Source organism: Paracoccus sp. MBLB3053, from assembly GCF_031822435.1.
Taxonomy (GTDB): Bacteria; Pseudomonadota; Alphaproteobacteria; order Rhodobacterales; family Rhodobacteraceae; genus Paracoccus; species Paracoccus aurantius.
In genome coordinates, this window is record NZ_JAVQLW010000001.1 from 782,523 (window position 1) to 795,589 (window position 13,067).

At 62.6% G+C, this 13,067-nt stretch carries 13 protein-coding genes; 4 read left to right on the plus strand and 9 right to left on the minus strand.

Features of this window, described 5'->3' with window-relative positions; all coding sequences use genetic code 11:
• Position 1: 1 nt before the first annotated feature.
• From RGQ15_RS03940 to RGQ15_RS03950, 3 genes are read right to left on the minus strand one after another with little or no spacing between them, the layout of a single operon-like run.
• Positions 2-664: a GntR family transcriptional regulator gene (locus tag RGQ15_RS03940; RefSeq protein WP_311158923.1), complete on the minus strand. Its 663-nt coding sequence runs from the start codon at positions 662-664 to the stop codon at positions 2-4.
• 11 nt (positions 665-675) lie between these two features.
• Positions 676-1,617, minus strand: coding sequence for a 2-hydroxyacid dehydrogenase (locus RGQ15_RS03945; RefSeq protein WP_311158924.1), 942 nt, complete (start codon positions 1,615-1,617; stop codon positions 676-678).
• 11 nt (positions 1,618-1,628) lie between these two features.
• A complete protein-coding gene (locus tag RGQ15_RS03950) occupies positions 1,629-2,363 on the minus strand; it encodes an SDR family oxidoreductase (RefSeq protein WP_311158925.1) in 735 nt (244 codons plus the stop codon).
• 247 nt (positions 2,364-2,610) lie between these two features.
• On the opposite strand from RGQ15_RS03950, the gene RGQ15_RS03955 reads away from it, so the two are divergent.
• The 4 genes from RGQ15_RS03955 to RGQ15_RS03970 all read left to right on the plus strand — a co-directional run bounded on the left by RGQ15_RS03955 (position 2,611) and on the right by RGQ15_RS03970 (position 6,101).
• Entirely contained in the window at positions 2,611-3,522 is a 912-nt protein-coding gene (locus tag RGQ15_RS03955; RefSeq protein ID WP_311158926.1) for a dihydrodipicolinate synthase family protein, read from the plus strand.
• Positions 3,523-3,630: 108 nt separating this feature from the next.
• On the plus strand, positions 3,631-4,608 hold the full coding sequence (gene denD, locus RGQ15_RS03960; RefSeq protein ID WP_311158927.1) for a D-erythronate dehydrogenase: 978 nt from the start codon (positions 3,631-3,633) through the stop codon (positions 4,606-4,608).
• Positions 4,595-5,338, plus strand: a complete 744-nt coding sequence (locus RGQ15_RS03965; protein ID WP_311158928.1) for a GntR family transcriptional regulator — start codon at positions 4,595-4,597, stop codon at positions 5,336-5,338. The genes denD and RGQ15_RS03965 overlap by 14 nt, the downstream gene beginning before the upstream one ends.
• Before the next feature lie 28 nt (positions 5,339-5,366).
• Complete coding sequence (locus tag RGQ15_RS03970; protein WP_311158929.1) at positions 5,367-6,101, plus strand: SDR family oxidoreductase; 735 nt, start codon at positions 5,367-5,369, stop codon at positions 6,099-6,101.
• A gap of 63 nt (positions 6,102-6,164) precedes the next feature.
• On the opposite strand, the gene RGQ15_RS03975 is transcribed toward RGQ15_RS03970, so the two are convergent.
• From RGQ15_RS03975 to RGQ15_RS04000, 6 genes are all read right to left on the minus strand, one after another.
• Entirely contained in the window at positions 6,165-7,046 is an 882-nt protein-coding gene (locus RGQ15_RS03975) for a carbohydrate ABC transporter permease (protein WP_311158930.1), read from the minus strand.
• Positions 7,046-7,972: a carbohydrate ABC transporter permease gene (locus tag RGQ15_RS03980; protein WP_311158931.1), complete on the minus strand. Its 927-nt coding sequence runs from the start codon at positions 7,970-7,972 to the stop codon at positions 7,046-7,048. Before RGQ15_RS03980 ends, RGQ15_RS03975 begins: the two co-directional genes overlap by 1 nt.
• Before the next feature lie 51 nt (positions 7,973-8,023).
• Positions 8,024-9,337: an ABC transporter substrate-binding protein gene (locus tag RGQ15_RS03985; protein ID WP_311158932.1), complete on the minus strand. Its 1,314-nt coding sequence runs from the start codon at positions 9,335-9,337 to the stop codon at positions 8,024-8,026.
• A 79-nt stretch (positions 9,338-9,416) separates the two neighbouring features.
• Positions 9,417-10,463 carry an ABC transporter ATP-binding protein gene (locus RGQ15_RS03990; protein ID WP_311158933.1) on the minus strand — a complete coding sequence of 349 codons (1,047 nt, stop codon included), beginning with the start codon at positions 10,461-10,463 and terminating at the stop codon, positions 9,417-9,419.
• Between the two features lie 133 nt (positions 10,464-10,596).
• Entirely contained in the window at positions 10,597-11,490 is an 894-nt protein-coding gene (locus RGQ15_RS03995) for a sugar kinase (protein ID WP_311158934.1), read from the minus strand.
• 98 nt (positions 11,491-11,588) lie between these two features.
• On the minus strand, positions 11,589-13,031 hold the full coding sequence (locus tag RGQ15_RS04000; protein ID WP_311161027.1) for an aldehyde dehydrogenase family protein: 1,443 nt from the start codon (positions 13,029-13,031) through the stop codon (positions 11,589-11,591).
• Positions 13,032-13,067 lie beyond the last annotated feature (36 nt).

The following is a 13,067-nucleotide window of genomic DNA, read 5'->3' on the forward strand; positions in this document are numbered from 1 at the left end:
GCTACGACTGCGCTTCATTTCCCAGCTCACGGAAATGGTCCTCGATATTGTCGATCATCGCACCAAGATGGGCGCCAATCTCGGCCTTGATCGCGGGCACGTCGCGCGCGGAAAGTGCTGAGTGGATCGCCATGTGCTGGCGCAGGACCCGGTCGCGCGACAGCCTGCGACGGGCCGACAGATAACGGGCACGCCACAGACGCGCCATGTAGGCGCCATGGGTTTCCGCAAGCGCCGCGTTATGCGAGGCGGCAACGATGGCCGAGTGGAACTGCATGTCCAGTTCGAACACGTCAAGCGTGTCAGCATCACCATAGATTTCTTCGATCCGGTCCTTCAGGGCGCCGATTGCCGCGATCTCGTCATCGGTGGCCTTGTGGCAGGCCAGTTCACCCGAAAGCAGTTCCAGCGCGTGCAGCACGCGGATCTGATCGATGATTTCTTCCAGTGAAGGATCGGCGACGATGGGGCTGCGCAACGGTCGCAGCTGCACCAGCCCCTCCTTGGCCAGAATCCGGATCGCCTCGCGCATTGGGGTGCGAGAGACGCCCTGCCGTTCGGCATTGTCACGCTCCTTGATGGGCGCGCCGGGGGGAAGATTGCCCCGCAGGATCTCCCGGCGCAGCTCATAGGCGATGGCCTCGGCCAAGCTATCCTCGGTCATCGCCCGGACCATCAGTTCACCGGCGTCACGAGCGGCCGACCCGCCAGATGCGCGCGCACGTTCTGACGTTGCAGATCACCCATCGCCGCGCGCGTTTCGGCCGTGGCCGAACCGACATGCGGAAGGATCGTCACATTGGGCATGGACAGGAAGCGGGCATCGATGTCGGGTTCGTTCAGGAAGACATCCAGCCCTGCGCCGCGCAGACGGCCGTTTTCCAGTGCGTCCAGCAGGGCTGCCTCGTCGATGACCGATCCGCGCGCGATGTTGACGATAATCCCGTCTGCCCCCAGCGCGTCGATCACTTCGGCCGAGACGAAGCCCACCGTATCGGGACCGCCGACCACGGCAATCACCAGATCATCCACGGAGCGCGCCAATTCGACCGGATCGGCGTGATAGGTCCAGTCTGCGGGCGCATCCTTGCGGCTGCGCGACTGGTAATGGATCTCGCATTTGAACGCCGCAAGCCGGTCGGCGATTTCACGTCCGATACGGCCCATGCCCAGAACGCCGACCTTGCGGCCGGACATCTTGCGGGCCAGCGGATAGGCTCCCTCGGCGGGCCAGTTGCCCGCCCGCATCCAGTTTTCGGACGCCGTCAGCTTGCGCGATTCCATCACCAGAAGCGCGACAGCCAGATCGGCCACGTCATCGTTCAGAACATTCGGGGTATTCGTGACGCTGATGCCGCGTGCCGACGCGTCGCTGACATTGATCGCATCATAGCCGACACCGAAATTGGCAATGAGCTTCAGACCGGGCAGCAGGTCCATGACCTGCCCGTCCAGCGCATGGTGGCCCTTGTAGGCAAGCGCCGTGACCGCCGCGCGTCCATCCTCGGGCAAGCCCGCGATCTGGGACAGATCGGCAAGCGGAACGGCCCCGAACTCATCGGCCAGTGCCTTCACGTCGATATCGGAATATTGGCCCACGGCCAAAACATTGGTCATGCCTCGTCCCCCTATCCGCGCCCGATATAGGGCATGTTGGTTGCCATCACGGTCAGCCATTGGACGTTCGCGCCGTCGGGCAGGTTAGCCATATGCCAGACCGAATCCGCGACCGTCGAAACGTCGATCACCGGCTCGACCTTGATCGAGCCGTCGGCCTGCGGCACGCCCTTGGTCATGGCCTCGGCCATATTTGTCAGAGCATTGCCGATATCCACCTGCCCGCAGGCAATGTTGAAGGCCCGCCCGTCCAGTGACAGCGTGCGGGTGAGACCCGTCACAGCATGTTTCGAAACGGTATAGGGAACCGATCCCGGACGCGGCACGTCTGCCGAAATCGATCCGTTATTGATGATCCGCCCGCCCATCGGATCCTGCCGGCGCATCTGCCGGAACGCGGCGCGGGCACAGAGGAACATGCCCGTGATGTTCACATCGGTCACGCGATGCCAATCTGCGACCGAAATCTCGTCGATCAGGGTCGACGGCAACACCGCACCCGCATTGTTGAAAAGCAGGTCCAGCCGGCCCCAGGCTTCGGCCGCCCGAGCGAAGGCAGCATCGACCGCCGCCTCGTCAGTTACGTCGCAAGGCAGGATCAGCGCGTTCGGATTGTCCTCGGCAGTTTCGCGCAGTGCGTCTTCGCGGCGCCCGATCAGCCCGACTGTCCAGCCCTCGATCAGGAAACGTCGGGCCGTGGCACGGCCCACGCCGCTGCCACCGCCGGTAATCAGGATATTCTTCACGTCTTTCTTCCTCCCTAAAGATAGCCGTCAATGTTGTCGCGCGGCGCGCCCTGCCGGTCAAACGGGTTGCCGAGCCGATCCTGCGACCGGAATTCCTGCCGGTACCGCGAGCGCGCTGAGCCAGCGATCGCGGTACCGGACATATTCGCCAACTTGGTATACCAGGACCGTTCGGGGGGGAAGGGGCCAGCTTGCACCTTCGGAGAAATGGTATACCATCCGCGACAAATTTAACGAGGAGGCCATCATGGCTAAATACGAGGGCATCTGGCCTGTTGCACCGGTTTCGTTCAACGATGACGGTTCGGTCGATTACGAGGGCATGCGGCGCATCCTGGACTGCATGATCGATCAGGGCGTCGACGGCATCTGCATTCTTGCCAACTTCTCCGAACAGTTCCTGATTTCGGATGCCGAACGCGAAGCGCTGACCCGGCTTTCGCTGGAACATGTCGCGGGCCGCGTGCCGGTCATCGTGACGATCAGCCATTACTCGACCCCGATCGTGGTCGAACGCGCCCAGCTTGCCAAGGATCTCGGCGCGGCGATGGTCATGATGATGCCCCCCTATCACGGCGCGCTGCTCAAGGGCACAGCCGAGCAGACCTTCGAGCAATTCGCCCGCGTCGGCGATGTCGGCATCCCGATCATGATCCAGGACGCGCCGCTGTCGGGGGTCGACCTGCCTGTGCCGCTTTTGGTGCGCATGGCCAACGAAATCGAGATGGTGAAGCTTTTCAAGATCGAGTGCCCCCGTGCGGCCTCGAAGCTGCGCGCGCTGATTGCCGAAGGCGGCGATGCGATCGAGGGACCCTTCGACGGAGAGGAAGCCATTACCCTGCTTGCCGACCTCGATGCGGGCGCGACCGGCACCATGACTTCGGCCATGATCCCTGACCAGATCAAGCCGGTGCTGACCCATTGGAAGGCGGGCGACCGCGCCGCTGCGACCGCCGCCTATGCCCGCATCCTGCCGGCCGTGAACCATGAAAACCGCCAGTGCGGATTCCTTTCGGCCAAGGCCGTCATGGTCGAGGGTGGTGTCATCAAATCCGAATTCAGCCGCCATCCGATCCCGGCGCTGCATCCGGCGACCCGCGCCATGCTGCTGGATCTCGTCCGCCCGCTGGACCCGGTCGCGCTCAACTGGGGCAAGTGACAATCGCGCCCGGCCGTCAATTGCGGCCGGGCATTCACGAAGCACTGGCGTGGCGATTTGCAGCAATGTATACATAACTCGACCGATACTGGGGAGGAGAGGTCGAGTATGAAACTTTTGATCATCGGCGCGGCAGGAATGGTTGGCCGCAGGCTTGCCGAAACCATCCTGAAAACCGGCCAACTGGGCAAGAACTCTGTGGATGCACTGATGGCATTCGACGTGGTTCCGGCCCAGCTGTCTTCGTCCGCTACCGTTGCGGTAACGGTAAGTTCCGGCGATATTTCCAACCGCGCCACTGTCGATGAACTGGTCGCGGAACGCCCCGACGTGATCTTTCACCTTGCCGCAATCGTCTCGGGCGAGGCCGAGGCGGATTTCGACAAGGGCTATGCCATCAACATGGACGGGACGCGCCACCTTTTCGAAGCGATCCGCGCGCAAGGCCCCGATTACCATCCGCGTGTTGTCTATACCTCATCGATCGCGGTATTTGGGGCGCCTTTCGAGGAAAAGATCACAGACACCTTCATCACCGCGCCGATGACCAGCTATGGCGCGCAGAAGATGATCGGTGAGCTTTTGCTGAACGACTACACCCGCAAAGGTTTCTTCGACGGTGTCGGCATCCGACTGCCGACCATCGTCGTGCGGCCCGGCAAGCCAAACAAGGCCGCCTCGGGCTTCTTCTCGGGCATCATCCGGGAACCGCTGGCCGGGCTGGACGCCGAACTTCCGGTCGAAGACGATGTACGCCACTGGTTCGCCAGCCCGGACGCCGCAGTGGGGTTTCTTTTGCATGCCGCGACCATGGACACCGCGCAACTTGGCGTCCGACGCTGCCTGACGATGCCCGGTTTGTGCCTGTCGATTGCCGAAGTACTCGACGCCTTGCGAGAGGTCGCGGGCGGGGATGCGATCTCGCATGTGAAACGGGTTCCGAACCAGACCATCCGCGACATCGTGGCGGGCTGGCCGCAGGATTTTGCGCCCGATCGCGCCCTTGCCGCAGGCTTCACGGCCGATCCGGATTTTCAGTCAATCATCCGGGCCCATATCCGCGACACCGCCGATGCCTCAGGCTGAGCCGCCTTTCGCCCGGCGGGGCAAGGGCCGGACAAGCCGTTCGATTCCCAGCTTGCATGGCGTGACCGAGATGGCCGCCCGCGAACGCGCCTATCACGACTTGCGCTATCGTATTCTGACCGGGCGCCTTGCACCTGGCACCACGCTTCTGGAAACCGAGCTTGCCGGTCTTTTGTCACTTTCGCGCACCCCCGTGCGCGAAGCCGTCATCAAGCTCGAGGAAGAGGGCCTGGTCGAGGTTCGTCCGCGGCACGGCGTAACGGTCAAGGCCCTGTCCTTGCAGGATTTCGCAAACATCCTTGATGTTTTTTCGGCGCTCGAGGTTCGGGCATTCGAGCTCACCGCCGAGCGTGGCCTGACAAACGAACAGGCGGGGCTGCTGGGGCGGATGCTTGATGACATGGAAATTGCGACTGCATCGGGCGATATCGCCCGATGGTCCGATCTCGACGACGAGTTCCATTCCGAGGTTGTTGGGCTTTGCGGAAACCAGAGGCTGCAAAGCGCGCTCAACGCCTTCTGGGGGCAGCAATACCGGGCACGAATGATGATCTTGCCCTTGCGTCCGCTACCTGATGAATCGAATAGCGAACATCGTCACACATTCGAGGCGCTGCTCGCCAAGGACCGGGCGCTGACCCGATCCCGGCATAATGCGCACAGGGACCGGGCCGACAAACAGCAGCTCGAGTTGCTGCGACGCTCGCTGGGGAGCAGCGGGCTGGCCTGACATTATCACGAGCACTTTGGGAGGAGTCATGAACCAGATCGATCTGAACGGCCGCCTCGCGGTCATCACCGGCGGCGCGCAGGGCATCGGCTATGCGGTGGCCGAACGCTTCGTCGCAAGCGGGGCGCGCGTCATCCTGTGGGATCGCGACGGGGCGGCCGCCGAACGAGCCGCCAGAACATTGGGCGAAGCCGCCTCGGCCCGGCAGGTCGAACTGAGTGTCGACGCCGAGATCGAGGCCGCGGCGGCCGAGGCTGGCGCCGTCGACATTCTTGTCAACAATGCCGGGATTACCGGTGGAAACGGCAAGACCTGGGAGCTGGACCCAACGACCTGGCGCCAGGTGATCGAGGTCAACCTGAACGCCCCCTATGTCGCCTGCCGCGCACTGGTTCCCGGCATGATCGAGCGCGGCTATGGCCGTATCGTCAACGTGGCCTCGATCGCCGCCAAGGAGGGCAACCCCAACGCCGCGCATTACTCGGCGTCGAAGGCAGGGCTGATTGCGCTGACGAAATCATTGGGCAAGGAACTGGCCGGAACCGGGGTGATCGTCAACGCCATAACCCCGGCCGCCGCCCGGACGCCGATCTTCGATCAGATGACGCAGGAACATATCGACTACATGCTTTCGAAGATTCCGATGAACCGTTTCCTTGAACCCGCCGAGGCCGCGTCCCTGGTCGCCTGGCTGGCGTCCGAGGATTGCGCCTTTTCTACTGGCGCGGTCTTTGACATCTCGGGCGGTCGCGCGACCTACTAGCCCACCGACGAAAAGCAGAAGGGCCCGCTTCGGCGGGCCCTTTTCAATGTGACGCGGCCAGTTTCACTCCTTCACCGCACCCGTCATCGAGCTCACATAATAGTCGACGAAGAAGGAATAGAGGATCACCACCGGCAACGATCCCAGCAGCGCCCCGCTCATCAGTGCGCCCCATTCATAGATGTCGCCCCGCACCAGCTCGGTCAAGACGCCCACCGGGATGGTCTTGTTCTCGGAACTGGAAATGAAAGTCAGCGCATAGATGAATTCGTTCCAGGATAACGTGAAGGCAAAAATCCCTGCCGAAATCAGCCCCGGCACGGCCAGGGGCAGCACGATCTTGGTCAGGATCTGCCAACGCGTCGCTCCATCGACCAGCGCCGATTCCTCAAGCTCATAGGGAATCGAACGGAAGTAACCCATCAGAAGCCAGGTGCAGAACGGGATGAGAAAGGTCGGATAGGTCAGGATCAGCGCAAGCTTGCTGTCGAAGATGCCAAGCTGAAAGACGATGACCGACAGCGGGATGAACAGGATCGAGGGTGGCACCAGATAGGCCAGAAAGATCAGCAGCCCCGTGATCCGCGCGCCGCGAAAGCGCAAGCGCTCGATCGCATAGGCGGCAAAGACCGAGGCCGCCAGCGACAGGAAAGTCGCAAACACCGCCACGATCAGGGTATTCCACAACCATCCCGGATAGCTGGTCTCGAACAGCAGGTATTTCATGTGCTGAAGCGTCGGCCCCACCACCCAGAACGGGCTGTGGTTCTGGTAGTCAGTCAACTGCGCGTTCGGCTTCACTGCCGTGATCGCCATCCAGTAGAACGGGAACAGCAGCACGAAGATGAAGCAGGCCAGCGGCAACCAGACCAGGATGATCTTGCGGCCGCGGCTTTCGAACTGGTCCATGCCCTCGTGATCGTCGGTAACGGTCTGGTTGGCCATCAATCTGCCCCCTGCTGCCATTTCCGGCGCTGAAGGCCGAAGAAGCTGAAAAGGATCGCGGCCAGCAGGAAGGGGATCATGGCGACCGCAATGGCCGCGCCTTCGCCCAATTGGCCACCGGGGATTGCGCGCTGGAAGCTCAGCGTCGCCATCAGGTGCGTCGCGTTGACCGGCCCGCCGCGCGTCAGCACATAGATCAGCTGGAAATCGGTGAAGGTGAACAGGACCGAGAAGGTCATGACCACGGCGATAATCGGCGTAAGCAGCGGCAGCGTCACCTTGGTGAAGCGCTGCCAGGATGTCGCGCCGTCGATGGCCGCGGCCTCGTTCAGGGATTGCGGGATGGTCTGCAGCCCTGCCAGCAGCGAAATCGCAACAAAGGGAATTCCCCTCCAGACGTTTGCCGCCATGACCGAAAGTCGCGCATTCCAGGGGTCGCCAAGGAAGTTGATCGGCTGGCTGATCAGGCCCCATTTCATCAGGACCCAGGAAATGATCGAGAACTGGCTGTCGAAGATCCACCAGAAGGCCAGCGCCGACAAAACGGTCGGCACGACCCAGGGAAGCAGGATGATCGCACGGAAAAAGTTCTTGAAGGGCAGGTGCCGGTTCAGCAGCAAGGCCAGCCACAAGCCCAAACCGAATTTCAGGACCGAAGCCGCGACCGTATAGAAAAGCGTATTGAAGACCGAAAGCCAGAAGACCGGGTCATCCATCAGCCAGACATAGTTCTCGAGCCCGATCCACTCTCCCGCCCGGCCGATCCGGGCGTCGGTAAAGCCAAGCCAGACGCCCAACCCCAGCGGATAGGTCAGGAAGCACAGCAGGAAGGCCGCTGCAGGCAGCATGAACAGAAGTCCAAGGCCATTTCGGCTTTCGACGAAGCGCCGCCAGAAGGACGCGCGCGGCTCGGGCACAGGGGGCATGTCCTGCTCCTTTGTTCGGGAAAGGGGGCGCCACAAGGGCGCCCCGCAGGCTCAGCGGTAGTAGCGCGCGATGCGGCGCTCGGCATTGGCGATGGCTTCCTCGGGGGTGCGCTGGCCGGTCACGGCCTCGGCGAACATGTCGACCAGGACGTAGTCGGCCATGACCCCTGCCGATGCCGGCCCCAGCGGACCGGCATAGCCATTCGGACGCAGCGATTCCGAGGCCTTGGCATAGGGCGCGTGCACCGGGTTCGAGGTCCAGACCGGGTTGTCGGCAAAGGCCTTGAGCGCCTGACAGCAATATGCGCTGGCGCCGGTCAACCAGGCGTTCATCTGTTCAGGTTGATACATGAACTCGAGATAGGCCTTGGCAGCGTTCGGGAACTTGCAATGCTTGAAGATCGAGATGGTCGAGGTCTGGTGCAACTCGACCGACTTGCCTACCGGACCGATCGGCAGGGTATGGGTGCGGATATCCTCGGCAAGAGCCTTGGTGGCCTCGTCCTTGATGGCCGCGTAGTAAAGCGACACGCCATTCGCCGTCAGCGAGATATCGCCGGCAAGGAAGGCACGGTTGTTGTTGATGTCGAGCCAGCTTTCCGTGCCCGGAACGAAGACCGCATAGAGCTTCTTGGCATATTCGATCGCGGCCAGGGTTTCGGGGCTGTTGATCGCGACCTCACCCGCCTCGTTGACGGTCATGCCGCCATGGCTCCAGAGCAGCCAATGGGCAAAGTTGTTGCCGTCACCGACAGCCTTGCCAAACGGGAAGCCCGCGGGCGTGCCCTTTTCCTTCATCGCCGTGCACAGCGCGAGGAAACCTTCGGTGTCGGTCGGGAACTCGTCGAAACCCGCCGCCTTCATGTGGCTTTCGCGGTAGCATACGGCGTTGCCGATGGCGCAGAGCGGCGTCGAGATGAAATTGCCGTCCTGCTCACCATAGCCGCGCAGACCGTCATACCAGCCGCCATTCTTTTCACCCAGCATGGTGCAAAGATCGGTCACATCGACCAGCTTGTCGGGATATTGGAACGGGTCGTCGAACCAGCTCATCACCATGTCCGGACCCGAGCCGACATTGGCGGCGACGGCGGCCTTGGGTCGCACATCCTCCCAGCTTTCCTGGTCGATACGAACCTCGACGCCGGTAGCATCGGTGAAGGCCTTGGTATTCGCGTTCCAGGCCTCTTCTTCGCCCTTCACGAAGGGCACCCAGCGCAAAAGGCGCAAGCTCGCGCCCTCCTCCGGGGTGAACATCATGCCCCCGGCCTGCGCCATCGCGGGCCGGATAAAGGGGCTGGTCAGAACGGCACCCGCCGCTAGCGCGGCGCTGCCCTGCAAGAGCTTTCTGCGGTCGATGGACATTGCTTCACTCCTCCCAAAGTGCAATGTGGCCGTTTCGCGGCCTTGTTCATCCCGCGCCCCGAAAGGCGCGAGCCGGCAGTCAGTCCGTCAGGCGCACCCCGCTGTCAGCGTCGAAAAGATGGACGGCGGTCGGATCGATAGCGACATGGATCACCTCATCCGGCCCGGCGGTCACGCGTTCGCGGAAGACGCAGGTGACCGCCTGGCCACCCAGCCTGCCCACGACATAGGTTTCGGCCCCGGTCGGTTCCGTGACCTCGATCGTCAGGGGAATGTCGCCGCCCAACGTAATGGCCTCGGGGCGGACACCGTAGATCAGCTTGCGCCCCTCGGGCGCCTTGGGCACAGGCAGGCGCTGACCATCGGAGGCGACGAAACTGCCTGCCTCGGCCCGCCCTTCGATCATGTTCATGGCAGGGCTGCCGATGAAGCCCGCGACGAACAGGTTCGCGGGCTTGTCATAAAGCTCGAGCGGTGCGCCGACCTGCTCGACCCGGCCGTCATGCATCACGACGATCTTGTCGGCCATCGTCATGGCTTCGATCTGGTCATGCGTCACGTAGACCGTCGTCGTCTTCAGCCGATGATGCAGGTTCTTGATCTCTGTCCGCATCGAGACGCGCAGCTTGGCGTCAAGGTTCGACAGCGGTTCGTCGAACAGGAAGACCTGAGGATCGCGCACGATCGCGCGGCCCATGGCGACGCGCTGGCGCTGCCCGCCCGAAAGCTGGCGCGGATAGCGATCCAGCAGATGCGCAAGACCCAGGATCTCGGCCGCGGGCTTGACCCGTTCCTCGATCTCGGCGCGGGACGTTCCCTTGAGCTTCAGCGAAAAGCCCATGTTCTCGGCCACCGTCAGATGCGGGTAAAGCGCATAGTTCTGAAACACCATCGCGATATCGCGATCCTTGGGGGGAAGATCGTTCACGACCCTTTCCCCGATCATGATGTCGCCGGATGTGATATGCTCAAGCCCGGCAAGCATCCGCAGAAGCGTGGACTTGCCGCATCCTGAAGGGCCGACCAGAACGACGAACTCCCCCTCGTCGATATCGACCGAGACGCCATGCATCACCTCGACCGCGCCGTAGGATTTCCTTACCTCGCGGATAGTCACCGAGGCCATGCGATCCCTCCTCCCAAAGGTATCCATTGGGGGGCAGGCTCGCAGGAAGCCCGATTTCGATCAAGCCTTTTGTTGGTGATGTATCGAAAGGACTGCGGCCCTGGTGCTCAGCCTTAATGTATACGCTGCCAGTCTAGAGTGCGTCGCGCGGAATCAGGGCACCGGGATGCTGGATCACGCGACTGGCGGTGGCATGTCCGCGCGCGACTGCATCAGCCATGGACGCCCCTTCCAGTCGCGCCGAAAGATAAACGCCGTTGAAGCTGTCGCCGGCCCCCGTCGTGTCGACCGGCCTGATGCGCTCGCCGCAGGGCAGGTCAATCCACTCGCCCTCGGGGGTGCGGGCCAGCATGTCATCGCCGCCATTCTTGACGAGGATTTCTTCCACCCCTGCCTCCTGGTAACGTTCGGCGGTGGCGCGGGGGGTCGCATCGCCGAAATACTGGGCCTCTTCATCGAAGCTCGGCAGCGCGATATCGGCGACCGCCGCGCCCTTCATGATCCAGTCGCGCATCTCGTCCGTGCCCGACCACAGCCGCAGCCGCATGTTGCTGTCAAAGGCCACCTTGGCTGGCGCGGCTTCCATCGCCGATAGCAAAACCTCGCGCCGCTCAGGCGTCAGGATTGCAAGCGTGATCCCCGAGAAATAGACCAGATCAGCATCCTGAAAGCAGCGCGCCAGATGTTCGGGATCATCCGCAAGGCATCGCGCGGCCGAGCTGTCGCGCCAATAGGTAAAGCTGCGCTCGCCATCTTTCAGGTCAATCATGTAAAGACCCGGCGCCCGCGTGGGATGGCGCGTGATGCACTCGGTCCCGATCCCCGCACCCGAAATGAAATCGAGCATCGCGGACGAGATCGCATCCTGTCCCACGCAGGTCAGGTAATCGACCCGTGCCTTGGCGGGCATCAGGGCACGCAGATACCATGCGGTGTTGAACGTGTCGCCAGCAAAGGCCTGACGCCAGAGCCCCTGCCCCGCGCCCGACAATTCGACCATGCATTCCCCGACCGATACGACCCGCATTCGCGCCCCCTTTTCCTGCGTGCCGCAACTTAGCGGGAAAGCGCGAAATGAAAAGGGCCGTCGGTTTCCCGGCGGCCCCAGATGGATGTCATGCCCGATCAGGCATCGACGTCCCAGCCACTGATCTGCTTGCTGTCCATGAACTCTTCGAGCCCCCAGACGCCACCTTCACGCGCCCGGCCCGAGGCTTTGACGCCGCCGAATGCCGAACCACGCCCGCGGCTCTGGCCGTTCGTTTCGACCATGCCCGCGCGCAACTGGCGAGCGAGACGGTTGCGGCGCGCGCCGTCCTGCGTCTGGACGTAGTTCGTCAGGCCGTAGATCGTGTCATTTGCGATCTCGAGCGCCTCTTCTTCGGTATCGAAGGGGATGATCGACAGGACCGGGCCAAAGATTTCCTGCCGCGCGATGGTCATGTCGTTCGTCACATCGGCAAAGACCGTCGGGCGGACGAAATAGCCCCGATTGACACCTTCGGGCAGGCCGGGACCGCCCGCGACCAGCCGTGCGCCTTCGTCGATGCCTGCCTGGATCAGGTCCTGGATCTTGTCCCATTGCAGTTTCGAAACCACCGGGCCGATATGCCGACCCGGCTGATGCGCAGTCGCGACCTCGGTTTCCTCGGCCACCTTCCTGGCCTGCTCGACGGCCGTTTCATAAAAGGAGCGTTCGACCAGCATCCGGGTCGGCGCGTTGCAGCTTTGGCCCGAATTGTAAAAACAGTGCCGGGCGCCACGGATCACCGCCTTTTCATCGGCATCGGCAAAAACCAGGTTCGCGCCCTTGCCGCCCAGTTCCAGCGCAACCTTCTTCAGCGAATCCGCTGCTGCCTTGGTGATCGCAATACCCGCGCGAGTCGAACCGGTGAACGAGATCATTTCGACATCGGGATGGGTGGAAAGCTGCGTGCCGACGCCCATGCCGTCGCCATTCACCAGGTTGAAGACGCCCTTGGGAAGCCCGGCCTCATCCACGATCTCGGCAAAGACGATCGAGGAAAGCGGCGCGATCTCGCTGGGCTTCAGCACGACCGTGTTGCCCGCAAGGATGGCCGGGATCACCTTCAGCGTGACCTGGTTCATCGGCCAGTTCCAAGGCGTGATCAGGCCGACGACACCGATCGATTCCCACGCCACCATCGCGCCCGGTGCGTGCTCACCCAGCGGACGGATGAATTCGAATTCGCGGAAGGCCTCGATGAAGTTCTCGATGTGAGAGATCCCGCAACCGGCCTGATCCTCGATCGCCATGTCATGCGGCGCGCCCATCTCGTCCTCGATCGCCTTGCCCATATCGGCCTGACGGCGCTTGTAGACCTCGAGGATCTTTTCGACATGGGCCAGCCGCTCGGCCGGCGAAGTGGCCGACCATGCCGGGAATGCGGCCTTGGCGGCGGCCACGGCGGCATCCGTATCGGCCTGATCGCCGAGCGAGATCACCGCGACCGGCTCTTCGGTCGAGGGATCGATCACATCGAGGTCATTCGCCTTGGCCGGCGCAACCCATGCGCCGTTGATGTAGAAGTTTCGCTTATCCGCCAGATCGCTCATGATCGGCCCCCTTTCTTTGTCTGGGCG